The organism is Atopobiaceae bacterium, assembly GCA_022483015.1.
Classification (GTDB): domain Bacteria; phylum Actinomycetota; class Coriobacteriia; order Coriobacteriales; family Atopobiaceae; genus JALCUE01.
In genome coordinates this window covers 191698-205190 of the sequence record JAKVOB010000001.1, presented here as the reverse complement: position 1 = coordinate 205190, position 13493 = coordinate 191698, and the positions used below count along the sequence as shown (strand labels likewise).

Here is a 13493-nt window from a genome sequence, read left to right as displayed (position 1 = left end):
CGGGGCGCCCGCACGGGTGCCCCTCTGCTGTGGGTGCAATCCGGAGAGGAGAGAGATGCGGCGGAACTGGCAGTTGACCTCACTAATATGTTCTCTGTCGTTCGACCTTGTCGGAGGTTTATCGACGAGGCTCGTACAAATGCGGAGACGAATATTACCAACATGTTTGTCTCTGCCTTTGGCAATCAGTACACGATAGAGTACGAGTGGCGGTGATGGCAGTGAAGAAGAAGGTCCTCCTCGTGGTCCTGATCGCTGCTGCACTACTCGCGGCGTTCTTCTACATCAATAACGCGATTCTATCCTGGAGATGATGAGCCGTCTTCCGCGGCGCGGATGCTAGGAGCATTTTGCTTGAGACGGCCGCCTAATTCATGACGGTCTTCATTTTGAACACAGTCAGACTTGCCGAATGTCTTGTTGCAGTGCACCATCGAACGACATATAGCGGATAGGTAGACAAGCAGACCTTAGCTCCTCGATGCAACGCGAGCGAACCCTCCAGGACGCTCCTCGCGGGTTGATTTGTACCGGAATTCGTATCACCTCAGGAGCTTGGTGCCAGCAGCAATGTAAGATGACGGCGTACCTTGGCAGCCAAGCCAGTGCTGCCTCTGGATGCTAACTGGTCGCCGCGTCTCTTGTCGTGCCACCTCGTTGTGGTTTTCAGATTAAACAACCCACCGGTTTCATCGGGTCATTCAAGTCATGAGGGGAGGGGCAAACAATGCGCACTACAGAGGAGCTATCGGACGCTCTGGGGATTAGATTCAAGAGCGACTCGGACGATGCCGAGTTCATGAGGTTCTTCGAGATCGTGCAGGGCTCAGCCTCGAAGCTCGGGAAGGTCTACTTCCTAGACTGCGGCGAGAACCATGATGGCATCGTCGGAGGGATCCATTGTGAGGAGACTTCAGGTTGGCTCATAGACAAGGATGACGCCGATGAGTTCGAGCCTATCTGGAGGAACGATCCGAACGACGTTCCAGATAAGTTCATGGACGACATGCGCTTGGCCGACTGGGAAGACGATGGCGGAAATGTGTCAGTGTCGTTCTTAGAGTTCTAGTTCGTTCACATTGCAGCAACCAGAGGGCCATCCGAGAGGGCGGCCTTTCTCTGTTTAACAACCCACTGGCTTCATCGGGTCGTTCGGCTATACGGCGTGGGTATAATTAGCAATGAAGCTGATACCTACCCGGCTTAAGTTGACGGGTGTCTGGGTCAGCTTCGACTATCTTCTAAGCCTGACTAGCAATCCATCAGATGCCATGATGAGGTCATTTCTTTTTTGTTGAGGGACCCACCGGTTCCATCGGTCCGTTCAGCCAACGAGTGCGGCGCCTCAGGGTTTCACCTCGCGCGCATAACAGAAGAAGCATCCCAGCATCCAAACCAGGGTGCGCCGTCCTTCTATCTCTCGAGCCCCTGCACTATCCACGCCAAAAGCACCAGCGGCAGCACAAGCACCATGAGTGCCATGCCCGCCATGAGTCCCGCTCCCCAGCGCACGTCCTCCCGCGTCACGAGAGGATCTCGTTCACGCGCATCTGAACGGCGGCGTAGTTGGCACCGAGTCGTCGCTTTCGCTCCTCGCCGTTGCCGTAGTCGCCGTTGATGACGGCCTGGGCAAGGGAGTCCACGTCCACGGCATCGCCCGAGCCACCGCCGCATCCCAGCATCTCGTTCACGCGGGCCTGCACGGCTGCGTAGTCGGTTCCCAGCGCCGCCCTGCGGGCGTCGCCGTTGCCGAACTCGCCGCTGATGGTCCTGCGTGCGAGCTCGTCCACGTCCACGGCGGGCGCGGGGGCACTCGGTGCAGATTCAGCTCCCAGCATACGGTTCACCTCGGCCTGCACCTCCTGGTAGCGGTCTCCCAGGGCGGTACGCCTCGCGTCGCCATTGCCGAACTCTCCCGCGATTACGCGCCTCGCCAGGTCGGCCACGTCACCGGAGGGCGCAGAGGCGCCGCCTCCCGTGGCAGGTGCCGCCCCACCGCAGATGCGGGCATGGAGCGCTGCCCACTTGCCTGCGTCCACGTAGGGTGCGGGGCAGAGCTTGCCCGTCACGTCGTAGTGGCGGATGACGTCACCGGCTCCGATGCCATACCTGGCGCGGAGGTCGGCCACCAGGCTCGCGAGCGTCGCGACCTGCGCCTCGGTGAAGTCCTCGCCTGCGCTCACCACCTCGACGCCCACGGAACGTAGGTTCACTTCCCAGTTGCCGGCGTGCCAGGCCGTGTCTCCCTCGCGTACGCTCTGGCGCAGGGTCCCGTCCTTGTCGATGAAGTAGTGGGCCGACGCCTTGGCATCCGAGCGCGAGAAGTACAGCAGGTTGTCGTGCGCCGAGGCACCGGTCGAGGCGTAGTGCACCACGACGTTCGAGATGCCGCAGCCGCGACGGCCCGGCGTGTAGTTGCGCGCGTCGCACTGTATGAACTCGGCCACGTCAGCCATTCTCGGCCTCCCACCCCGTAGGCGCGCCCTCGGGCCCGTCCTCTATGGCGGAAAGCTCCGCCTCGGTCGGCTCGGTCACGTCACCCATTGTCTGTCTCCTTCCCCGTCGTGGCACCCAGCTCCGCCATCACCGGCGAGAGCTCCGCCATCACCATGGCCACGGTGAGCGCGCGCCATGTGGGGTCGAGCACGCAGGTGCCCATGATGAGGTCGACGTTGGCCACGACCACGCCCAGTATTCCCCGGATAATGGTGCGCAGCAGGCGCCATTGCCACTCGTTGCTGGTCAGGAACTCGCTCATCTCGTCCTCGCTTCCTCCTTGATCGTGTCGATGTCGTTCCTGGCGAGGGCCATGTCGCGCTCGAGCTTGTAGGTCCGCTCGATCATGTTGTTGTGCCTCTCGACGTGGTGGGGAGGCATTTGTGTCCCAGTCGGGTGATAGGGTCTGCGCTGCCCCATAGCTCTACGAGAGAAGGGTGGCAGACATGCTCAGGGCGATCGGCAAGATGCTGATAGTCGCGTTACTAGCGCCGCTGGCGGTGGTAGTGGGGATCCTCAGCATCCCGTTCAAGGGCTGAGACCCATGCCAATGACGTGTGCTTGGTGCCATTGTGCGATGGCAGGGACGTCCAAGGGGAGCTGGGAAATATGGCGCTATCACTAGTCAATGGGGGGTTGCCTCCGCGCATGACCTATGGGCAGTGGCTCGCGGCGCATCCCGAGTCCATGCCCCATCCATGTCTGAACTGCGGACATGAGATGCTGGCCAAGACATGCGACCGAGACCCGATTGGTGAGGCCTATGTCTGGTGCCCCGTGTGTGACAGGGGCTACGACTCATCGCGCAAGGAGTATGACGAGGAGACCGGTGCGCCTGTGGATTGGAAGTCGCGGGGCGTGTACTGACGGGGCCTACTACAGGCCATTCTCTATACAACCTGGACACGAGGTGCTCTCCATGTCCACGATGGGCATGATGACCAGCATGGCCTTTGCTCAGCGCATCGAAGGACCGACTCGTATGCAGACAACGTCGCCGCTCCCTCTGTCCCATGCATGTACTATCTGCATCAAATAACGCAAAATGATGCAGTAAATAGATGGATGAGGCAGAAGGGACCGTAATGAGGTCGTTCGACTACACTGGACTTCCCGACGTCCTCATGTCTCCAGACATCACCAACATGGCGTCTGCCATCCATGAGTTCAAGGGTAGGTAGGACCTCTACCTCGCGACCAAACCCGACGTCCTCGACAAACTCTGCGAGGAGGCGCGGATCAAGAGCACGGGGGCTTCCAACCGTATCGAGGGGATCCGTACGACGGATGGCCGCCTCGCGAAGCTCGTGTCCCAGCGGATAGAGCCGCGGGACCGCGACGAGGCGGAGATCGCTGGCTATCGGGACGTGCTGGCGACCATCCACGAGGACTACGAGCACATAGAGGTCAAGCCCGGCGTGATTCTCCAGCTCCATCGGGACCTCTACCGTCATACGGCGTTCTCGTACGGAGGCCGCTGGAAGGACTCGGACAACGCCATCGTCGAGTTCGATGCGGCTGGGGCAAGCCACCTGTGCTTCAGGCCACTGTCTGCCATTGAGACGCCCGACGCCGTCGAGGGGCTATGCGCCACGTACCGTGATGCCGTCTCGATGTAGAGGTACGACCCACTGCTGCTTGCCTGCATGTTCATGTTCGACTTCGTCTGCATCCACCCGCTCAACGATGGCAACGGACGCATGAGTCGTCTGATTATGCTCCTCCTCTATCGGAGCGGGTATCTGGTCGGCAGGTACGTCAGCATCGAGAGGATCATCGAGCAGACCAAGCAGACCAAGCAGACCAAGCAGACCAAGCAGGCCTACCATGACGCCCTGCGTCAGAGCTTGGTGGGCTGGCACGAGGGGACCTGCGACTATGCTCCCATCGTCCGGTACCTGCCGGGTACCGTCCTGGCAGCGTATCGCGACTTCGAGGGAAGGCTCGGGAAGGTCACCAAGTCAGACACCCTGGTCGAGTGCCCCGACATATCCCAGACCACTGTGGAGCGAACGCTCAAAGAACTCCTCGATGCGGGTGCGATCGAGAAGGTCGGTCGCGGACGGTCCACGGGATATGTCGCGAGGTAGGGCTCGCCGGGGCATCTTTCCCTGTGGCGATGGGGGAGAGCGTCCGTCTCGGTCATGGGCCGATCAATAGTCGTTGGCTCCGAGGTGCCAAATGGGTGTCAATGAAACCACGGATTCGCCGAACCTGGGACACGGCACGCCATCACGACGCACGGGAGGAACTGGGCGCACGGATTCACCAATCGAGTGGGAGTAGAAGATTTGGAGTACAACTCCAAATCTTGCAAACTCACCGGTACACTCTAGGATGAACCCAAAGAGGGGAGCATCCGCATGTATATCGAGCGCGAGTTAGAAGAGACGCTTGACGAGCGACTCCGGCAGTCGAAGGTGGTCCTCGTCACGGGTGCTAGACCTTCGTGGTCTCCGAGGTGCTCAAGAGCTATATGAATGCGGGCAGGAACGTACGTGACGTCTGGTTCTACCGTGACTCCCGAAAGCGCGAGATCGACCTCGTCATACAGGAGGGCCATGTGCTGCACCCCGTGGAGGTGAAGACGGGCTTCACCGTCGGGACCGATGCGATCAAGCACTTCTCGGCCTTGGACTCCCTTACGGATTACGAGGTGGGGGAGGGCGCCGTCATCTGCCAGACGAAGGAGCCCTATCTCATCACGCGTGACGTGCAGGCCGTTCCCGTCTGGGCCATCTAGGGAGGCGCGGGCATGAGGACGCTCTATGTCGTGGGTGGCACGATGGGCGTGGGCAAGACGACCGTCTGCAAGATTATGGCCGATGACCTGCCGAACAGCGTCTTTCTCGATGGCGACTGGTGCTGGGACCTGCATCCTTTTCGCGTGACGGACGAGACCAAGCGCATGGTGATGGGCAACATCGTCACCTGCCTGACCAACTTCCTCGCCTGCCCAGCCATCGACAACGTCGTCTTCTGCTGGGTCATGCACGAGCGGTCCATCATCGATGGGATCCTGTCGCCTCTCGACCTCGAGGACGTACGTGTCGTCACGGTGTCGCTCACCTGTGACGAGCAGACGCTTCGTGACCGTCTGGCGCATGATGTGGACGCTGGCCTGCGTGAGCCTGACGTCATCGAGAGGAGCGTGACCAGGTTGCCGCTCTATGCTTCGCTCGAGACCGAGAAAGTCGACACGACCTCGCTCTCCCCTGACGAGGTCGCGCGGCGTATCGAGGCTCTCCGATAGCCTTGAGGGGAGGCACTCGTTTTGAGGTGCCGGGTACCAGATGGGTACCACACGAAGCGTCAAATCGGCGAACCTGGGGCATCGGATGACATCACGACGCACAGGAGGAACTGGGCGCACGGATTCGCCTCCTACCTAGTCTCAGAGTCCATCTACTCTTGTTTGCGGTGGTACATCATGTTCTCCATGACTTCCGCGAGCTCTTCCGGCTCTTCGCGAAAACCTGACTCGACCCATTCCAGCAGCATCCCCATGAGCGAAGCTGCCAATACGACCCTCACATAGCGCATCTGCTTCGCGCCGACGTCCTTCTCCATGACGTTCTCGATGCTGAACAGGGTCGTTTCTTCCAACATCTGCTCATATTCATCAAGCAGCAGATTCAGAAGGCTGTTCCTCTGTAGCAAGAGGAGGAATTCCCGGTGTTCCTTCCAGAAGCGAAAGAATGCAATCGTGTCATGTCGGGAGTCTCTGCTCCCCGCTGTCTGCAAGGATCTGCTGAACTCATCGAACAACACCTCGATGTAGTCCTTCATCACCCCTTCTTTGTTCTGGTAGTTCAGATAGAACGTCCTTCTTGCGACCTTCGCTTCCTGTGCGATCTGAGTGATTGTGATCTCGGCGAGGCTATTCGTTTTCAGCAGCTCAAGGAGGGCGACGATGATGTCCCTTCTCGTCCTCGACAGCTTCCTCTGCATATGATGCTCACTTCCGTGAATGTGCGCATGTTCGCCTATGCCAACCGTTCTGGCTGTGGCTGAATCACATACTCCTTCTCGAGAATATACAAACGTATACATATATACATACGAGTCAAGGAGAACGGGATGGGCTTCGTGCTCGCGTTCTTCATCATGTTCACCGGCGGGGACTTCTTCAGCCACTTCAGCTACTTCTTCGATAACTCTGCCAGGGAGGGTGCGAAGTTCATCGCCTTCATCCAGAACGCCATCATGAGCGTGCTGTTCATCCAGATGTTCTATACGAGGAAGCACTATGGGCATCCTATCGATGGCCAGTCCTTCTACATCGCTCTCACGAAGTTCATCGGTACCTCACTGACCGTCGGTATCTCGTTCTGCATGTCCCATGCGACCGACTGGTACTTCGTGGGGTCGCTGAACGCCGTGTGCTTCGTCTTCGACCTTTGGTACTGCGTCCTCATCTGGAAGGAACTCAAGGCCAACGGCATCAACCCTCTGAAGAGGCTCTGAGGCGGACGCGGCTAGAAGCACTTCGGACGTCCGTCACTCAACGGATGGGTCATGGCTTGGGCAGCCCGTTATCGTCACGAGCGGTCCGGGCCATGGCATGGACCATCCAGAACGAATGCAGCACTTCTGCCAGCCATGGCAGACGACGACTCCACCGAGAGGAGCTATTAGCTTGGAAGATGATCGTTCCATTGTCGGGGGCCTGCTCCCGACCCTCGTACTCACCGCATCCATGATGGTCTCGCTCACGGCGGGACTGCTGATCGGTAACCGACCGCTCGTCGTCGCCTTCGTTTTTCCGGTGGTCTACTACGTCTTCTACTTCATCACGAATGCGAACGAACTGCCCTTCCCCATGTACTTCTTCATCGCCATGTGTCTCGTCATCGGCTGCAATGCCGGTCTCCCGGAAGGCATCCTCGGGACGGTGGCCGGCGTCGAGGCAGGGATTACCCTCCTCGTCTGCGCGGCGAACGTCGTGCCGTCCTGTTTGAAGGGCCTTCCTCTCTGGCCGCAGGACGGTCTGCGGCATGAGGTCATCACCAAGTATCGCCTACTGCTCCAGCGGGACGAACGTATGCCCCTGCGCATCCTGGTCCATTGCCTTCTCCTGTTCGTGGCGGGCATCATCGCCTATCGGCTTCGGGACTTCCGGGGGCAGTGGGTCCTCCTTGCCACTGGTGCCGTGCTCATTGGTGATGACCTCGACACGCTTACGATTCGCGGGCTGAACTTCGCAATCGGTGTTACGATCGGCTGCTCGATTGCTTGGCTGTTCGAGCATTTCGCCGTGTCGCTGGGCATCAGGGTATGGGTGTACGTTCCGGCCATGCTCGTCGCGTTGACGTTCATGCCGAAGGTTGGCGAGAAGCCATGGTGCTACATAATCGGGAGCTCGATGGTCGCCCTGATGGCGATGACGGGAAACTCACTGGGACAACCCTATCTGACCCAGGACATCATTGCGGAGCGTTTCCTCTGCGGCCTGTTGGGTGTGGCATTCTCCCTGGTCTCCTGTCGGGTGGTATCAATCTTTGCCAAGGAGGTGTACTCCGAGCCTGAGGATGGGTCGCACCGAATCGCATGAGATTGGAGTCGAGGACGCAAACCGTTGGGAGGTGGCAATGGGTAGCACTCAAGACTACAGAATGAGGGACCAGAAGCTCCAGATGGCATTGCTGCGGGCCGTGGGTACTAGGCGCACGGATTCACCCATGGAGTTGGAGTGGTCCGGCCCCAGGACACCCCGTCACACTATGCGCCAGAATGCAACGTTATCGCAGGTAGATTGAGAGTTGATAAGGGCGCACGTAGCATCGGGCAGCTCCGCTGGCCGATGCTCATACGATGACCCCAGCGCTCATCACCTCGCCATGCTGCTCGCTCACGATGCGGGCGACCTCCTCGGCGGACTCATGCTTGCCGTTCTCCATCCACGCGCGCATCATGCCCACGAAGAAGCCGGCTCGCACGGAGATGAAGTATGTGTAGTTCCTGGTCGACATCTTGATGCCTCGTCCGTGCAAGTAGTCGAGGACGATGCCGGCATTGTCCACGAAGCAGTTGTAGATGATGTCCAGGCGACCGACCTGCATGAGCGTCTCGAGGTCCTTCGAATGGCCCATCCAATAGCGGAGCACATAGAGGAGCAGCTCGTCCTGCCTCTCGAGGGTCGGCTCGGACCTCACGAACGAGGTCAGCACCTCCGAGAAGTCCTGGTCGCACTTCCACCAGAGGATGTCGGCCAGCTCGTCGAAGTTCCGATAGAACGTGGCACGTCCGACGGTCGAGACCCGCGAGATGTCAGAGATGCTGACCTTCGAGAAGTCCTTCTCCTGGAGCATGGCAAGCAGACCCTGATAGAGCAGCTCGGAGGAGCGTCGTGCGCGGATGTCATCCTTGACGTGATACATATCAAATCCTTCTGTATTACACGTTGCGAGGCGATTGTCTCGCAATCATGCCAATGATACATTCGTCTCGTTAGATACAATCGTATCATATATGAGGACGAGAGGATGATCGGCATGAAGGAGAGCCAGACGCACGTGAAGGACATGGACCGTCTCCGCAAGGACCACGAGATCGCGAGGCAGGCGCTCGTCCGTGCTGGCAAGAAGCAGTTCAAGCGTGAGAGCTCGGCCAAGTGGGCCGACTACGTACAGGACGAGAGGGGCTGCTTCTTCGCGCAGGTCCAGCATGATGACCTCGAGGGAGTGACACCAGAGATGATCGTGTGGTTCTTCGAGCATCTGGGGTGCTGCACCACCTGGAACGGCATCGACTTCTCTGGCCCCGAGGTCTCGATCTACCATCTGTGGCACAACCGCGACCACGTCGCCGTGACGCCCCTTACCGATGCCGCGGATGGTACCAAGAACCTCGGCTTCCGTGAGGGTGCGAAGTCGCGCATCCATGAGCTTACCGGCGAGGTCAACGATGTCATCTACTTCGAGATGGAGACCGTGTGCCTCAACGAGCATGAGTTCACCTTCAACGTGATGAAGGGCGGCAAGGCCACCGGTCATGTGAAGCATGTCTTCGGACCCTGCGAGGGTGGCTCCACCTTCTATGCCGAGACCATGGTGGGCATGACCGAGGGCGGTGCCGAGGCCAAGGCCTTCAACAAGGCGGTCATCCCCAAGCTCTACAGCAAGACCTCCGGGATGCAGTGGATCCATCACAATATCCAGGAGACCGGTCGCGTCCAGGATGTCGCTCCCATCCTCTTCGCCAATCAGGACAAGGTCTTCTTCGACCCCGAGTTCACGAAGTTCGACTAGTCTGCAAGGCAACGTAGTGGGGTCGCCGCCACGATCGGCGGCAACCCTTGGGAGGTGGCCTGATATGAGACAGAGGCTGACAAAGGCATGGCTTTCCATCTGGCTTTATGTGATGGTGCTCATAGCCGGGGTCCTTATCGGGCTCGTAGTGGCCAACTGGGACGTCTGGGATCTCCAGACCAAGCTCGTGGCCCTCTCCACGGCGATGCTCTCCTTCCATGTGCTGGAGGAGTGGCGTTTCCCGGGCGGGTTCCACTACATGTACAACGTCATGGCTGACTCCAAGACACCCGACCGCTATCCCATGAACCAGCTCTCGGACATGTGGACCAACTGGATAGGCACCCTCGTCGGTATCGCCATGCTTGTCATCGGCGTAGGGCCGATGTTCGCGCTCATGCAATGCCTCCAGGGGGTCGGCGAACTCTTCGCTCACACGACCTCGGGGTTCTGGGCGCTCAAGCGGTACCGCGCCCAAGGGAAGCGGACCATCTACGACCCGGGGTTCGCCACCTCATGGCTTGGGTACTTCCCGCTCACGGTGGCCTATGTGGTGTCCTTCTTTGTCGAGGCCGGTCTCACGCTTCCCGACGTGATCGGTGCGGTCGCACTCGGTGCGGTCCTCATGGCGGTGGCGCTTCCCCTCTCGGAGCGCATCTGCAAGGACAAGGACACGCCCTATGGCTATACCTGGGGTGATGGTTACTTCGAGAAGTTCGAGCGATAGATCGTGCCCGCCAGGGTCTTCGACCTCATGATCTAGCCAAAGAGGAACGTGCGCATCATCCGGAGTGTCGCCTCCGGTGGCTCGGGCCCCTCCACATGCCGGGAGATGTAGAGCAGCCTGAGGGCTGCATATGGGTACAGGCCATGTTCGATCTCTGCGATCCTCGCCGGGTCGTCGGTGCCATAGTAGTGGGGGACGAACAGCTTCCAGAACCGCTGCATGGTCTCGCTGTCGAGATGGAACAGGTTGTGCGCGATGTCCTCGGGCGTGAAGCACATCGTGAAGTACATCGAGCCCAGGTCGATGTCGGGGTTGCCATAGCCGAAGTCGGCGAGGTCGATGAAGAGGCACTTGCCGTCTGCCCTGATGACGTTGCCTATATGCAGGTCGCCATGCACGCAGCGGCCGGTCTCGTCGATGCCGTCGAGGAAGGCGCCCAAGGTCGTGCGCACGGGATCGGGCCAGAAGGCCTCGCGCCCGAGGACCCCGCGGTAGTACTCCGTGACCGAGGGGAAGGCGCGCGTGTCGCACGGGGTCGAGTGGAGCTGCCTGCACGCCTCGGCGAACTGCGCCGCGTAGGCCTCGATGTGGTCCGGGTCGTCGGCGACGAGCCGCGAGAAGGACCTCTTGCCGGTGATGCGTTCGAACGTGACGCCGTGGCGGTCTCCCACCTTGATGAGGTCGCCCGAGAGGGGGGTCGGGATGCCGCATGACAGCACGGCCTGTGCCTGGACCTTCTCGGTCTCGATGATGCCCTGGGGCATGGATGCCTGATAGAGCTTCACCATCGAGTCCCCGTCGGCGCTGGTGTAGCTCTCGGCGGTCCATCCCTCGCCCTGGCGCTTGACCGTGGACATGTCGAACTCGCGCGGACGACGGCACACGCTTATGAACCTCGAGGTGCCCGTGGTCTCGAAGCGCATGTACACCTCGTCCGATGCGTTCGAGACCCTGAAGGAGCCGCCATCCTGTCGGCAGTCGAGGAGAACCCTCAGGGCAGCGAAGTCGACCGAGGTGACGCGAGCGAAGTCCAGGACGGTCATGGGCGCACCGAGCTCAGCCACCAACGCGCTTGCCTCGTCCCTGCCGATCGCGCCCGTGACGTGGAGCACGTCACCGTCATGCTCGAGGGAGAACGTATCCGTGCCGCTGGTGAAGGTCCGGTCGATGAGCCAGACGAACTCACGGTAGGCGCTCGTGTCGGCGAGCTCGGAGAGCGAGGCCGCCAGCCCGCGGTAGTGCCACTCGTGCTCGGCAGAATCGGTGGTATGGAACCGCTGCCAGAGCTCGTCGCCCAGCTTGGCGTGGTCGCGAGCGATGGCACGCATGTTCGAGAGCTTGTCGCCCAAGGCGACCATCTTGGCGTCAGTGGTGGCTGCCGCCAAGCGGTCGATGGCGGCCTGCTTGCGTCCGTGCCAGGAGGCCTCCTCGCTCATCCCCTCGACGGGGACCTCGCTCTCGGACGCGACCAGCTCCGCGACCCGATCACCGAACTCGTCGGCCACGTCACCGATGGTGACGTCGGTGTCCTCGACCACGTCATGGAGCGCCGCTGCGGCGAGGAGCTCCTGGTCGGTCGTCATCGTGGCCACGATCTCGACGGCCTCCATGGGGTGGACGATGTAGGGGAAGCCCTTCCCGCGGCGCTCCGTGCCCGCATGCGCCTTGACGGCGAAGATGATGGCCCTGTCCAGAAGCGTGGTGTCGAGTTCCATGACGTCTCCTTGTTTCGGTGACCGCACGGCAAGACTACCTAGATATACCCTGTGCCCGACGTCCCCTATCCGATGCCGACCTCGTTCGCGCGGGCGAGGTAGCGTCGCGCCGATCCCGCGTTCGACCTTCGCTCCCCATAGACGGCCTCGAGGAATCGCCTGATGTCGGCCTCGCCGCCGCCGTGCTTGACGATGTGAACGATGCAGAGGACGTGCAGGGCCGCGGTGGTGGCGATGATGTCGATGTCGGTGCCCTCGAGCTGGCTCGCGATGAACCTGCGGGCATCCTCGGCATCGTCTGTCCGCATGCGCTCGATGTCGGCGAGCGTCTCCATGCCCATCTGCTTGAGGGCTGCCAGGTAGGGCCACTCGCTGACCTTGTAGAGCTCCGCCCCGTTCTCTTCGGCCATGCTCTGGGCCAAGGCATCGAAGGGATTGGTCTTGAGATAGAGCTTGAACGTGTCGCCATCGAGCGAGACCTTGTCGTAGTCCCCGGTGGCGATCAGCTCCTTGATGCCATCACGATAGTCATTGATATGGTTGCGGACCTGGACGAACTCGTCGTCAGCGAGCTCGAGCACACCAGCGAGGCGCGACAGGTCCCTGACGTACTCGGTCGGGACCTCGATGTCGGACTTGTAGCCGGTGTCGTGGGTGATGCTCGCCCAGACATGCTGTAGGGCGGTGCGCATCTGGATCTCGAAGCGGTACCGGTTGATTCCGGGACAGCCCTCGTCATGGAAGAGCTCCTTCGGGATGGTGCAGATGTAGTGCAGTGACATGTAGCCGAACTGGTCAGGGCTCAGCAGCTTGCGCTTGTCGACGGAATTCTCCCAGTCGATGTCGAAGGTGTCCCTCACGATGTTCGCGATGGCATCGACCTCGTCGGTGTAGAACGTGATGACGCGGACGCCGAGAATATCCGTTATGTCCGAGAGGCCATGGTACTTAAGGCCCTTGAGCTCGAGCTTTCCTGCGAGGCTCTCCTCGGTCTTGACGCGTGCCTCCAGGCCTCCGACCGCAAGGCCGTTGGCCTGCAACCTGTCCCTGAGGGTGTCGAGGACGATGCCCTGCATCCTGACGAAGGTCGGCCGAGCCTCACGGTACTGGTCCAGGATCGCCTTTGAGTGTTCGTCCATCCGGCATCCAATCCCTTGGCTTCTCGCATCTGGCCGTCGGCCTGGTATGAACGGAGTATAGGGCGCCCCCTCATGCCGGCGCGTCCGCAATGGCATGGGCGGTCATGATGGAGGGGATGAGCGTACGTGGGGAGCGCCCGTCAGACGTTCCGGTCGAGAAGGACCT

General features: G+C 60.4%; 15 protein-coding genes and 1 pseudogene. 10 read left to right on the top strand and 6 right to left on the bottom strand.

The window, feature by feature from the left end; all coding sequences use genetic code 11:
• Positions 1 to 727: 727 nt before the first annotated feature.
• Complete coding sequence (locus tag LKE50_00910) at positions 728 to 1069, top strand: hypothetical protein (protein ID MCH3967203.1); 342 nt, start codon at positions 728 to 730, stop codon at positions 1067 to 1069.
• 454 nt (positions 1070 to 1523) lie between these two features.
• Here the strand turns inward: LKE50_00910 and LKE50_00905 are convergent, their stop codons facing one another.
• Together LKE50_00905 and LKE50_00900 are read right to left on the bottom strand one after the other, a co-directional pair.
• Positions 1524 to 2456: an N-acetylmuramoyl-L-alanine amidase gene (locus LKE50_00905; protein MCH3967202.1), complete on the bottom strand. Its 933-nt coding sequence runs from the start codon at positions 2454 to 2456 to the stop codon at positions 1524 to 1526.
• An 80-nt stretch (positions 2457 to 2536) separates the two neighbouring features.
• Positions 2537 to 2758 carry a hypothetical protein gene (locus tag LKE50_00900; GenBank protein ID MCH3967201.1) on the bottom strand — a complete coding sequence of 74 codons (222 nt, stop codon included), beginning with the start codon at positions 2756 to 2758 and terminating at the stop codon, positions 2537 to 2539.
• 1045 nt (positions 2759 to 3803) lie between these two features.
• Between LKE50_00900 and LKE50_00895 the strand changes: the two genes are divergently transcribed.
• The 5 genes and pseudogenes from LKE50_00895 (at position 3804) to LKE50_00875 (ending at position 5749) form a co-directional block, all read left to right on the top strand.
• Positions 3804 to 4115 carry a hypothetical protein gene (locus LKE50_00895; GenBank protein MCH3967200.1) on the top strand — a complete coding sequence of 104 codons (312 nt, stop codon included), beginning with the start codon at positions 3804 to 3806 and terminating at the stop codon, positions 4113 to 4115.
• Positions 4116 to 4148: 33 nt separating this feature from the next.
• A pseudogene (locus LKE50_00890) lies at positions 4149 to 4175 on the top strand (hypothetical protein).
• Positions 4176 to 4196: 21 nt separating this feature from the next.
• Positions 4197 to 4586 (top strand): hypothetical protein, encoded by a 390-nt coding sequence (locus LKE50_00885; GenBank protein ID MCH3967199.1) that lies wholly within the window; start codon positions 4197 to 4199, stop codon positions 4584 to 4586.
• A gap of 371 nt (positions 4587 to 4957) precedes the next feature.
• Positions 4958 to 5239: a DUF4143 domain-containing protein gene (locus tag LKE50_00880; protein ID MCH3967198.1), complete on the top strand. Its 282-nt coding sequence runs from the start codon at positions 4958 to 4960 to the stop codon at positions 5237 to 5239.
• Between the two features lie 12 nt (positions 5240 to 5251).
• Positions 5252 to 5749 (top strand): AAA family ATPase, encoded by a 498-nt coding sequence (locus tag LKE50_00875; GenBank protein ID MCH3967197.1) that lies wholly within the window; start codon positions 5252 to 5254, stop codon positions 5747 to 5749.
• Between the two features lie 152 nt (positions 5750 to 5901).
• On the opposite strand, the gene LKE50_00870 is transcribed toward LKE50_00875, so the two are convergent.
• Entirely contained in the window at positions 5902 to 6447 is a 546-nt protein-coding gene (locus LKE50_00870; protein ID MCH3967196.1) for a TetR/AcrR family transcriptional regulator, read from the bottom strand.
• Positions 6448 to 6576: 129 nt separating this feature from the next.
• Between LKE50_00870 and LKE50_00865 the strand changes: the two genes are divergently transcribed.
• Together LKE50_00865 and LKE50_00860 are read left to right on the top strand one after the other, a co-directional pair.
• Complete coding sequence (locus LKE50_00865; protein MCH3967195.1) at positions 6577 to 6963, top strand: hypothetical protein; 387 nt, start codon at positions 6577 to 6579, stop codon at positions 6961 to 6963.
• A 115-nt stretch (positions 6964 to 7078) separates the two neighbouring features.
• On the top strand, positions 7079 to 8050 hold the full coding sequence (locus LKE50_00860; protein ID MCH3967194.1) for an FUSC family protein: 972 nt from the start codon (positions 7079 to 7081) through the stop codon (positions 8048 to 8050).
• Between the two features lie 253 nt (positions 8051 to 8303).
• Here the strand turns inward: LKE50_00860 and LKE50_00855 are convergent, their stop codons facing one another.
• The gene (locus LKE50_00855) at positions 8304 to 8876 is read right to left on the bottom strand and encodes a hypothetical protein (GenBank protein ID MCH3967193.1); all 573 of its coding nucleotides are present in this window, start codon (positions 8874 to 8876) and stop codon (positions 8304 to 8306) included.
• Positions 8877 to 8990: 114 nt separating this feature from the next.
• On the opposite strand from LKE50_00855, the gene LKE50_00850 reads away from it, so the two are divergent.
• Both LKE50_00850 and LKE50_00845 read left to right on the top strand, forming a co-directional pair.
• The gene (locus LKE50_00850) at positions 8991 to 9746 is read left to right on the top strand and encodes a hypothetical protein (protein MCH3967192.1); all 756 of its coding nucleotides are present in this window, start codon (positions 8991 to 8993) and stop codon (positions 9744 to 9746) included.
• A gap of 64 nt (positions 9747 to 9810) precedes the next feature.
• Positions 9811 to 10473, top strand: a complete 663-nt coding sequence (locus LKE50_00845) for an HXXEE domain-containing protein (GenBank protein ID MCH3967191.1) — start codon at positions 9811 to 9813, stop codon at positions 10471 to 10473.
• A 32-nt stretch (positions 10474 to 10505) separates the two neighbouring features.
• Here the strand turns inward: LKE50_00845 and LKE50_00840 are convergent, their stop codons facing one another.
• Together LKE50_00840 and LKE50_00835 are read right to left on the bottom strand one after the other, a co-directional pair.
• A complete protein-coding gene (locus LKE50_00840) occupies positions 10506 to 12188 on the bottom strand; it encodes an HD domain-containing protein (GenBank protein MCH3967190.1) in 1683 nt (560 codons plus the stop codon).
• 65 nt (positions 12189 to 12253) lie between these two features.
• Complete coding sequence (locus tag LKE50_00835; GenBank protein ID MCH3967189.1) at positions 12254 to 13327, bottom strand: hypothetical protein; 1074 nt, start codon at positions 13325 to 13327, stop codon at positions 12254 to 12256.
• Between the last annotated feature and the right edge of the window lie 166 nt (positions 13328 to 13493).

Bases quoted from the DNA above. Each gene is read 5' to 3' on its own strand.
- LKE50_00910 (MCH3967203.1), top strand. From the start codon at position 728: ATGCGCACTACAGAGGAGCTATCGGACGCTCTGGGGATTAGATTCAAG.
- LKE50_00905 (MCH3967202.1), bottom strand. From the start codon at position 2,456: ATGGCTGACGTGGCCGAGTTCATACAGTGCGACGCGCGCAACTACACG.
- LKE50_00900 (MCH3967201.1), bottom strand. From the start codon at position 2,758: ATGAGCGAGTTCCTGACCAGCAACGAGTGGCAATGGCGCCTGCTGCGC.
- LKE50_00885 (MCH3967199.1), top strand. From the start codon at position 4,197: ATGAGTCGTCTGATTATGCTCCTCCTCTATCGGAGCGGGTATCTGGTC.
- LKE50_00875 (MCH3967197.1), top strand. From the start codon at position 5,252: ATGAGGACGCTCTATGTCGTGGGTGGCACGATGGGCGTGGGCAAGACG.
- LKE50_00870 (MCH3967196.1), bottom strand. From the start codon at position 6,447: ATGCAGAGGAAGCTGTCGAGGACGAGAAGGGACATCATCGTCGCCCTC.
- LKE50_00865 (MCH3967195.1), top strand. From the start codon at position 6,577: ATGGGCTTCGTGCTCGCGTTCTTCATCATGTTCACCGGCGGGGACTTC.
- LKE50_00860 (MCH3967194.1), top strand. From the start codon at position 7,079: ATGCAGCACTTCTGCCAGCCATGGCAGACGACGACTCCACCGAGAGGA.
- LKE50_00855 (MCH3967193.1), bottom strand. From the start codon at position 8,876: ATGTATCACGTCAAGGATGACATCCGCGCACGACGCTCCTCCGAGCTG.
- LKE50_00850 (MCH3967192.1), top strand. From the start codon at position 8,991: ATGAAGGAGAGCCAGACGCACGTGAAGGACATGGACCGTCTCCGCAAG.
- LKE50_00845 (MCH3967191.1), top strand. From the start codon at position 9,811: ATGAGACAGAGGCTGACAAAGGCATGGCTTTCCATCTGGCTTTATGTG.
- LKE50_00840 (MCH3967190.1), bottom strand. From the start codon at position 12,188: ATGGAACTCGACACCACGCTTCTGGACAGGGCCATCATCTTCGCCGTC.
- LKE50_00835 (MCH3967189.1), bottom strand. From the start codon at position 13,327: ATGGACGAACACTCAAAGGCGATCCTGGACCAGTACCGTGAGGCTCGG.